The sequence below is a fragment of the Rhizobacter sp. P2_H2 genome, from assembly GCF_056403375.1.
Genome location: NZ_JBFUFP010000140.1, coordinates 1 through 8766, shown reverse-complemented (window position 1 = coordinate 8766; position 8766 = coordinate 1). Strand labels below are relative to the sequence as shown.

General features: G+C 68.9%; 8 protein-coding genes and 2 pseudogenes. 5 read left to right on the top strand and 5 right to left on the bottom strand.

Annotated elements, in window-relative coordinates; translation table 11 throughout:
- The 3 genes and pseudogenes from AC1D15_RS10685 to AC1D15_RS10675 all read left to right on the top strand — a co-directional run.
- A pseudogene (locus AC1D15_RS10685) lies at positions 1-314 on the top strand (ABC transporter substrate-binding protein); the annotation flags it as partial.
- A gap of 128 nt (positions 315-442) precedes the next feature.
- Positions 443-1018, top strand: a pseudogene (locus AC1D15_RS10680) (ABC transporter substrate-binding protein).
- Entirely contained in the window at positions 1018-1557 is a 540-nt protein-coding gene (locus AC1D15_RS10675) for an ABC transporter substrate-binding protein (protein WP_477825957.1), read from the top strand. The pseudogene AC1D15_RS10680 and the gene AC1D15_RS10675 overlap by 1 nt, the downstream one beginning before the upstream one ends.
- A 10-nt stretch (positions 1558-1567) precedes the next feature.
- On the opposite strand, the gene AC1D15_RS10670 is transcribed toward AC1D15_RS10675, so the two are convergent.
- Positions 1568-3007 carry a wax ester/triacylglycerol synthase family O-acyltransferase gene (locus AC1D15_RS10670; RefSeq protein ID WP_477825956.1) on the bottom strand — a complete coding sequence of 480 codons (1440 nt, stop codon included), beginning with the start codon at positions 3005-3007 and terminating at the stop codon, positions 1568-1570.
- A gap of 104 nt (positions 3008-3111) precedes the next feature.
- Here AC1D15_RS10670 and AC1D15_RS10665 point away from each other — a divergent pair, with 104 nt between their 5' ends.
- Complete coding sequence (locus AC1D15_RS10665; protein WP_477825955.1) at positions 3112-3369, top strand: acyl-CoA-binding protein; 258 nt, start codon at positions 3112-3114, stop codon at positions 3367-3369.
- Complete coding sequence (locus tag AC1D15_RS10660; protein WP_477825954.1) at positions 3366-4523, top strand: acyltransferase family protein; 1158 nt, start codon at positions 3366-3368, stop codon at positions 4521-4523. Before AC1D15_RS10665 ends, AC1D15_RS10660 begins: the two co-directional genes overlap by 4 nt.
- Positions 4524-4526: 3 nt before the next feature.
- On the opposite strand, the gene AC1D15_RS10655 is transcribed toward AC1D15_RS10660, so the two are convergent.
- The 4 genes from AC1D15_RS10655 to AC1D15_RS10640 form a co-directional block, all read right to left on the bottom strand.
- Positions 4527-4865 (bottom strand): polyhydroxyalkanoic acid system family protein, encoded by a 339-nt coding sequence (locus tag AC1D15_RS10655; protein ID WP_477825953.1) that lies wholly within the window; start codon positions 4863-4865, stop codon positions 4527-4529.
- 18 nt (positions 4866-4883) lie between these two features.
- On the bottom strand, positions 4884-5990 hold the full coding sequence (locus tag AC1D15_RS10650) for an aminopeptidase (RefSeq protein ID WP_477825952.1): 1107 nt from the start codon (positions 5988-5990) through the stop codon (positions 4884-4886).
- Between the two features lie 28 nt (positions 5991-6018).
- Complete coding sequence (locus AC1D15_RS10645) at positions 6019-7164, bottom strand: ABC transporter substrate-binding protein (protein WP_477825951.1); 1146 nt, start codon at positions 7162-7164, stop codon at positions 6019-6021.
- Between the two features lie 140 nt (positions 7165-7304).
- On the bottom strand, positions 7305-8766 hold a 1462-nt coding region (locus AC1D15_RS10640), incomplete at its 5' end, for a molybdopterin-containing oxidoreductase family protein (protein ID WP_477825950.1).

Below are 8766 nucleotides of genomic sequence, written 5' to 3'. Positions count from 1 at the left end.
TCTCGCAGGTGTTCCCGTACGAGCGCTCGATCGCGTCGCCGCTCGTCAAGGAAGCGACCGAGCTCGCGAAGGCCAAGGGCCTCGATGCGGTGTCGCCGGCGATGATGGAAGGCTTTGCGGGCGCGAAGGTGCTGGTCGAAGGCCTGCGCCGCGGCGGCGGCACGCCGACGCGCGACAAGCTGCTCGCGGCACTGAACAACCTGCACAAGTACGACATCGGCGGCATGGAGGTCAGCTTCAGCACGAGCGACCACACCGGTCTCGATTTTGCAGATCTCTCCATCATTGGATCCGACGGCAAGTTCCGTCGCTGAGCGCTTCGCGCACCACGTCACGCCATTGATGGCGTGACACGCAGACAGGCGTACTGCACACAGGCACGCCCGCCCTGCCCGTGAAACCATGGATTTCCTTGTGTTCACAGACAGAGCGGAGACACGTGATGAAGCAGTACCTCGGTGCGTTGGCCCTGGCGGCCGCGATGATGTCGATCGGCGCCCCTGCCGCAGCCCAGCTCCTGGTCGGACAGACCTCCGGCTTCACCGGCCCGGCGGCGGCCGGCGTGAAGGAGAACACCGACGGTGCGAAGCTCTACCTCGACTGGGTCAATGCGCAGGGCGGCGTGCACGGGCAGCCGATCCAGCTGGTCTCGCTCGATGACAAGTTCGAGCCGCAGCTCAGCGCCGAGAACGCGAAGAAGCTGATCGTCGAGAAGAACGTGCTGGCGCTGTTCCTCGGCCGCGGCACGCCGAATGCGCAGGCCGTGCTGCCGCTGCTGAACGAACACCGGGTGCCGATGATCGCGCCGTCGACCGGTGCGATGGCCCTGCACAAGCCGCTGCAGCCCTACGTCTTCAACGTGCGCGCCACCTACCAGCGCGAGGCCGAGCGCRCGATCCGCCACCTGAGCCTGRTCRGCRTCGASCGCATCGCGGTGCTGCAKGYCGACGACAGCTTCGGCGCCGATGCGGTGCAGGGCGCGATGGCCGCTTTGATGCGATCGGCAAGAAGCCGGTGATGCTTGCGAAGTTCGATCGCAGCAAGCCCGACTTCAGCACGCTGGCGCCGAAGGTCGCGACATCGGGCGCACAGGCGGTGCTGTTCATCGGCTCGTCGAGTGCGGTTGCCGAGGGCACGATGGCGTTGCGCAATGCCGGCTCCGCCGCCCAGGTGGTGACGCTGTCGAACAACGCGGCCAGCGGCTTCATCAAGATGATGGGGGTCAACGGTCGCGGCACCATCGTCTCGCAGGTGTTCCCGTACGAGCGCTCGATCGCGTCGCCGATCGTCAAGGAAGCGCTCGAACTCGCGCGGGCCCGCAAGCTCGACGGCATCTCGCCCGCGATGATGGAAGGCTTCGCTGCCGCGAAGGTGCTGGTCGAGGGCCTGCGCCGCGCCGGCCCGGCGCCGACGCGCGAGCGGCTGGTGGCCGCACTGAACGGCCTGACCCGCTACGACATGGGCGGCATGGAGATCAGCTACAGCGCCACCGACCACACCGGGCTCGACTTCGCCGACCTGTCCATCATCGGCAACGACGGCAAGTTCCGCAGGTGATGCAGCCGGCCTACTCCCAGGGCAGCATCAGCGTCACCATCAGCAGCTTCTCGAACTCCGGCTCGAAGCGCTCGACGATCGCCTGCGGGTCGTTGCACAGCGCATCGTCGGTGACCAGCCCGAACTGCACGCCGCCGCCATAGCTCAGGATGCTGACGCCGACGCCGATGTGGCCCGACTGCGGCACCCAGAACATCGTCTGGCGCAGCGTCGAGCCGCAGAACTTCAGCGGCACGGCCGGCCCCGGCACGTTGGTCATCACCGCGGTCGCCTTCTTCGCGAACAGGTTCAGCAGTGCATCCTGGGCCGGCTTGATCAGCAGCCCGGCCACCGACAGCACCGCGAACGCCAGCAGCGGCTGGTAGCTGCCCTTCAGGTCGGTCATGCGCGCGCGCACCGCGTAGACGCGCTCGACCGGGTTGCCGATGCCGATCGGCAGCACCAGCGGCACCAGCCCGAAGCGGTTGCCGAGCTGGTGCGCCTTCTCGAGCGGGCGCAGGTTCACCGGCACCATCGCACGGATCTCCTGTCCGTCCGGGTTCTCGCCGCGCGCCCGCAGGTAGCCGCCGATCGCACCGGCCACGCAGGCCAGCAGCACGTCGTTGACCGAGCAGTTCAGCGCGCGGCCGATCGCCTTCACCTGGTCGAGCGGGATCGGCTCGCCCCAGGCCACATGCTTGCGGCCGACCGGCGTGCCCTTCAGCGAGGTCGGCGAATCGTCGGGCATCAGCGCGAGCGCGGCGACGTCGCTCAGCACCTGGTAGCCGGTGCGCGCCATGTCGAGCGAACCCAGCAGCGGCTGCTGCGGATGGGCCAGCATCTCCATCGATTTCGCGATGCCGCCGCCGTACATGCCGATCGCCTTGACGGTCAGGTCGGTCAGCGGCTTGACGACCGCGTCGGAGAGCCAATCGGCATCGCCTTCCTCGTCATCCGCCTTGCCGCGCGTGCGGCGCGGCGGCGGATCCTGGCCGCCGTCGGTGATCGACAGCATCACCGAGATCAGCGCGATGCCGTCGGCGATGCAATGGTGCACGCGGGCGATCAGCGCACTGCCGCCTTCGTAGTCGTCGATCAGGTGGAACTGCCACAGCGGGTGTGCGCGGGCTAGCGGCGTGGTGCTCAGCTCGGCAACGCGTTCCTGCAGCGCCTGGCGGGCCGACTGGCCGCGCGCGCGCTGCAGCGGCTCGTGCAGCACGTGGCGCTGCAGGTCGAAGGCCGGGTCGTGGACCCAGCTCGCGCCCATCGCGTCCTCGACCACTTTCTGGCGGAAGCGCCCGTACTTCAGCAGCTTGTCCTCGACGCGCTCGCACAGCGCGGCGTGCGTGATGGCCGGCTGCAGCAGCCAGACGCCGACGATCATCATCAGGTTCACGTCGTTGTCCATGCGCAGCCAGGCGGTGTCGACGCGCGACATGCGCTGGGCGCTGACGTGGGGGGAGGTGGGCATCGTCGAGGTCTCCTGGGGGATGAATCTTGTTGTGCGAGCGACGATGATGGGTAACATTCGCCGCGTCAATGCCGACTTTCACCCAAGCATCCCCGGAGACATTCATGGCCGACCTCAAGTCCCTGTTCGAAGCCGCCGTGGCCGACTCGAAGAACCTGCCCGAGAAGCCCGACAACATGACGCTGCTGAAGATCTACGCGCTGTACAAGCAGRCGAGCAGCGGCGACGTCGACGGCAAGCGCCCCGGCTTCACCGACATGGTCGGCCGCGCCAAGTGGGACGCCTGGGATGCCGTCAAGGGCAAGTCGTCCGACGAGGCGATGCAGGAGTACGTCGACCTGATCGAATCGCTGAAGGAATGACCCGCGATCGCCAGCCCGGGCTGGACACGCTGCGGGCCCTGGCGATCCTGTTGGTCTTCGCCTACCACTACCGGGTGTTCGTCAGCGGGCAGGACACCTTCGGCTGGGCCAGCGCGATCGGCTGGACCGGCGTCGACCTGTTCTTCGTGCTCAGCGGCTACCTGATCGCCAACCAGCTGCTGGGCGGGCTGCTGCAGGAGCGCCGGCTGTCGTTCGGCGCGTTCTATGCGCGGCGTGCGCTGCGCACGCTGCCGAACTTCTGGGTCGTGCTGGCGCTGTACTTCCTGCTCCCGGCGGTGATGGGCGGGCGCGAGCCGCCGCCGCTGTGGCGCTTCCTGACCTTCACGCAGAACATCGATCTGCAGCCCGGCACCGCCTTCTCGCATGCCTGGTCGCTGTGCATCGAGGAGCAGTTCTACCTCGGGCTGCCGCTGGCGCTGTGGGGCGTGACGCGGCTGCGGCACCGGCTTGCGCTGGCCTGGGCGCTGATCGCCGCGCTGGTGCTGGCGGCCATCGCGTGGCGCAGCGCGCTGTGGTTGCAGTAYGGTCGCGAGGCCGGCGGCGCGATCGAGCGCTACTACCCGACGGTGTACTACGGCTCGCTGTCGCGGCTCGACGAGTTCCTGCCCGGCGTTGCGCTCGCGCTGCTGAAGAATGGCCATCCGCAGGTGTGGGCGCGCCTGATGCAGCACGGCAAGGCCCTGTTCGGGCTCGGGCTGGCCGCGACGCTCGCGATGCTGTGGGGGCTGATGAACTTCTACGAGATCGACGGCTACGGGTACGGCTACCTGATGAGCGGCTTCGGCTACTCGCTGATGGCGATGGCCTGGGCGTTGCTGCTGCTCGGGGCGCTGAGCCAAGGGTCGCCGCTGCAGCGCTGGCAGGTGCCGGGTGCTGCCTCGCTCGCGCTGCGGTCGTACGCGCTGTACCTGACGCACAAGCCGATCGCATTCATCGTGAACCGGCAGTTGAAGCCGTGGGCGCTGCCGGCGCCGCTGCTGGTGGTCGTGATCTCGGCCGCCTGCCTGCTGGGCGGCTGGCTGCTGTTCAAGCTGGTCGAGACGCCGCTCATGCGGCTGCGGGATCGGTGGGTGCCGCGACAGTTCGATGCGGACAAGATGGCGTCGCGCAGCGCGCCGGTCGGGGCCGGTTGAGCTTCACCCGCCCTTGGTCTTCTTCGCCGCCGCCTTCTTCGCCGGCGCCTTGCCCCCCGCCAGCAGCGCATCCAGGTTCTTCTCGATCTCGCCCTGGATCGTGCCGGCGAACGCCCCCATCAGGAAGCCGAGCTTCGCCTGCAGGTCGAAGTGGTCGGCCGCGACCACCAGCTCGCCGCTGACGCCGGAGCGCTTGAACTCCACCGTGTCGCTGTACTCGCCCTCGATCACGGTGCATTCCATCTCGAACTTCTTCTCGGCCTCCTCGGCCCATTTCCACGCGATCTCGCGCGCGCGGGCCAGGCCCAGGTCGTGGTCGCGGTGGATGTGGATGTCGGGCATGTCGGTCTCCTCGGGTCCTCATGGGGTCGCTGTGGTGGCGGCAACGGTGGCGCCGGCCGCCTGCAGTGTCGCGCGCCGCTCGTCGCGCGGCAACGCGGCGATGCGGCGCACCTCGGCGTAGAAGCGGTCGAAATCGCGGCCCTCGCGTTCGAACAGCCGCTCGAACTGCGGCACCAACTCGTTGTAGGCCGCCAGCACGCCCAGCGATGCATTGTTCGCCCGCGCGAACCAGCTGTCGTAGCCGGCGTAGCCCTGCCATGCACCGGCCTTCAGCGCCGCGTAGTCGGCGCGCAGCGTCGCCATGCGTTCGGCCTTCGCGGCGCGCTTGTCGGCGTCGCTGCGGCCGCTGCGGTAGATCGCATCCAGGTCATTGCGCGCCTGCATCGTCAGCGCGCGGAACTCCTGGCGCCGCTTGTCGTAGCGCTCGTATTCGTCGCGCGCCGCGGCGGTCGATTTCTCGACCAGCCAGCGCGTGCCGCCGATGCGCTCCACCGCGGTCGCGAACGATTCGTTGAACATCGTGTCGTCCTTCGCGAAGGCCACCTGGTGCGCCAGCTCGTGGAAGATCAGCCGCGCCAGCTCGCCCTCGGGCCAGCGGATGAAGGTGTTCAGCAGCGGGTCGCTGAAGAAGCCGCCCGGCAGCTTGCCCAGCGTCGAATAGGCCGGCACCGCGTAAACGCTGACCTCCAGGCCTTCGGTGCGCAGCGCATCGCCCTGCTCGTCGGCCGCCACCTGGTCGAAGTAGCCGCGGTAGCCGACGCAGCCGGTCACCGGGTAGCACCAGGTCTTCAACTGCAGGCTCAGCTCGGGCGCGGCCACCACGTTCCACACCGCGGCGCTGCGGTGCAGGTCGGCGTAGCGCCGGTAGCTCGCGTTGTCCGGCAGCTTCAGCTCGCTGACCGCGTAGTCGCGCATGCGCTGCGTCAGCTGCAGGCGCTCGCGCAACGGGTCGGAGGTGGCCGGGTCGGCGAGCCAGTCGCTGACCGGCTTGGCCTGGTTCAGCAGGCTCAGGTGGCCGCCGACCGATTGCGCCAGGTAGCGCACCGAACCGCAGCCGCTGAGCGAACCCAGCAGCACGACCACGCCCACTGCCACCCACCATCTTTTCTTCACCGAGACTCGCATCACGCGAGTCTAGGCGAGCCATGCAGGCTCAGCTCAGCCGCCGCCCATTGGCCCCCAGCACCGCCAGGCCGACATAGCGCGATGCGACGTACGGCGCCGCACCGCCGAAGCCGAGCGAAGACTCGCCCAGGTTCAGCTGCTTCAGGCCGGTCAGCGCCTGGCGCAGCTTGTCGCGCGTCACGTCGCGGCCGGCGCGGCGCAAGCCCTCGGCCACCACCATCGCGTTGGCGTAGCCTTCGAAGCTGCTGGCGCCGAAGTCATCGCGGCCGATCGCACGCATCGCCGCCTGGTAGTTGCGCACCGATTCGAGCTTCTGCGACAGCGCATCCGGAAACACCTGCGACAACGCGATGCCCTGCGACGCGGCCCCCAGCTTGGCCAGCTCCGACGAGATCACCGACACCGACAGCCCGACCATCGGCAGGCCGGCCATGCGTGCGCGCAGCTGCAGCATCAGCGCCGTGCTGGTCGTGCCGGTGGTGCCGAAGAACACCACGTTGGGCTTGGCCGCGAGCAACTGGTCGACGACCTGCGCCACGTTGGAGCCGTCCACGGCTGCCGGCACGGTCGCCACCGCCTGCAACCCGGCCGCCTGCAACGCGGCGGTCGCGTCCTTCGCGACCTCCTTGCCGAACGGGTTGTCGAGGAAGACCAGCGCGATGTCCTTCAGGCCCATCGCGACCAGTTGCTGGGTCACGCGCGTCACCTCGTCGGTGTAGCTCGCGCGCACATGGAAGACGTTGCGCTGGCCCGGCTGGCGCAGCGACGATGCCCCGGTGATCGGCCCGACATAGGGCACGCCCGCCTGCTCGATCGCCGGGATGATCGCGGCATTGTTCGCGGTGCCGATGCACGAGATCAACGCGAACGCGGTGTTGCCCTCGAGCATCTGCCTGACGTTCTCGACGGTGCGCGCCGGCACGTAGCCGTCGTCCTTCATCAGCAGGCGCAACTCGCGGCCGTGGATGCCGCCGGCCTTGTTGATCGCTGCGAAGGCCGCCGAGATGCCGGAGTTCTGGTCGCGGCCGGCGCCGGCCAGGATGCCGCTCAGCGCGGCCGAACTGCCGAGCGTGACCTGCGTGGCCCCGAGCCCCTCGTCGGCCGCGCGCGCGACCTGCACCCACGCGGCGCCGCTCGCTGCCGCCATCCCCTGCACACACGAACGCAAGAACAACCGACGCTTCATCGCAACGACTCCAGGCGAAAGCAGCCACTCTGGGGGCAGCCTCGATGGACATCTGTCCCGGGGGCGACACCGCCAAAGACATCGCTGCAAATCGTGAAGCCCGTCACCGGCCGCGCGGCCGGCCTGCGTCATTCCCGCGACACGTCCACGAGGCAGTCGTAGAAGCTCGGGGCGCGCCCCAGGTCGGTCAKCCGCTGGTGCGTCAGCTCGTTGACGTTGCTGCCACGCACCCCCAGCTTGCGCCACCAGATGCCCAGGCCGTTGACGACACCGGGCCGCGCGCGCTGGCTGACCACGGCCTTGCACCAGTACTCGCCGCGGTCGTTGAACACCCGCACCAACTCGCCGCCGGCGATGCCACGGCGCTGCGCATCGTCGGCATGGATCTCCAGCACCGGCTCGCCCTCGATGTCGCGCAGGCTCTGCACGTTGACGAAGCTGGAGTTCAGGAAATTGCGCGCCGGCGGCGAGATCATCGCGAGCGGATAGCGCTTCGCGAGCTCGGGCGTCGAACGGGCCGATTCGTAGTTCGGCACGTGGTCGGGCACGCCCCAGCCCGGCGCATCGATCGTGCAACGGCCGCTCGCGGTCGGGAAGCCGCCGTTCGCGAACGGTGCTTCCGCGATCTGCAGCTTCACCCAGTGCTTCTCGCGCAGTTCGTCGAAGTCGACGACATCGCGGCGGAAGGCCTGGCGCGCCAGCGCTTCGTCGCTGTCGCTGAAGCACGGGGCATCGAAGCCCATGCGCGCCGCGAGCTCGCGGAAGATCTGCGTGTTCGGCTTCGCCTCGCCCACCGGCGCGATCGCCGCCTCGTTGATCAGCACGTAGGTGTGGCCGTAGCTGGTGTGCACGTCCAGGTGCTCCAACTGCGTGGTGGCCGGCAGCACGTAGTCGGCGTGGTCGGCGGTGTCGGTCATGAAGTGCTCGAGCACCACCGTGAACAGGTCCTCGCGCGCGAAGCCCTTCACCACCTTCGGCGATTCGGGCGCCACCGCGACCGGGTTGCTGTTGTAGACCACCAGCGCCTCGATCTTCGGGCCGAATGCCGCCGAGCCCTCGCGCAGCAGGTCGTCGCCGATGGTGCTCATGTTGATGGTGCGCGGGCGCCGGCCGGCCAGCAGTTCGGGCCGCTGCAGCGCGGCCTTGTCGGGATGGAACCAGCCCGACGCCGACAGCAGCATGCCGCCCGCGCGCTGCCGCCACGCGCCGGTCAGGCACGGCAGGATCGCCACCAGCCGCACCGCATTGCCGCCGCCGCGCACGCGCTGCATGCCGTAGTTCAGGCGGATCGCGGCCGGCTTGGTCGTGCCGTAGTCGCGCGCCAAGCCACGCACCTCGTCGGCGCTGATGCCGCAGGTCTCGGCGGTGCGCTCGGGCGTCCAGGCCATCGCGCGCTCGCGCAGCGCCGGCCAGCCTTCGGTGTGGCGTTCGATGTAGTCAGGATCCAGCCAGTCGTTGACGACCAGCTCGCGCATCAGCCCGAGCGCGAGCGCGCCGTCGGTGCCCGGCAGCAGCGCGATGTGCTGGTGGCATTTGTCGGCCGTCTCGGTCTTGCGCGGATCGATGCAGACCAGCTTCGCGCCGTTGCGC

What these genes read in the sequence shown, in the direction of transcription:
- AC1D15_RS10675 (WP_477825957.1), top strand. Translation starts at nt 1,018, where the DNA reads ATGCTTGCGAAGTTCGATCGCAGCAAGCCCGACTTCAGCACGCTGGCG.
- AC1D15_RS10670 (WP_477825956.1), bottom strand. Translation starts at nt 3,007, where the DNA reads ATGCCCACCTCCCCCCACGTCAGCGCCCAGCGCATGTCGCGCGTCGAC.
- AC1D15_RS10655 (WP_477825953.1), bottom strand. Translation starts at nt 4,865, where the DNA reads ATGCCCGACATCCACATCCACCGCGACCACGACCTGGGCCTGGCCCGC.
- AC1D15_RS10650 (WP_477825952.1), bottom strand. Translation starts at nt 5,990, where the DNA reads ATGCGAGTCTCGGTGAAGAAAAGATGGTGGGTGGCAGTGGGCGTGGTC.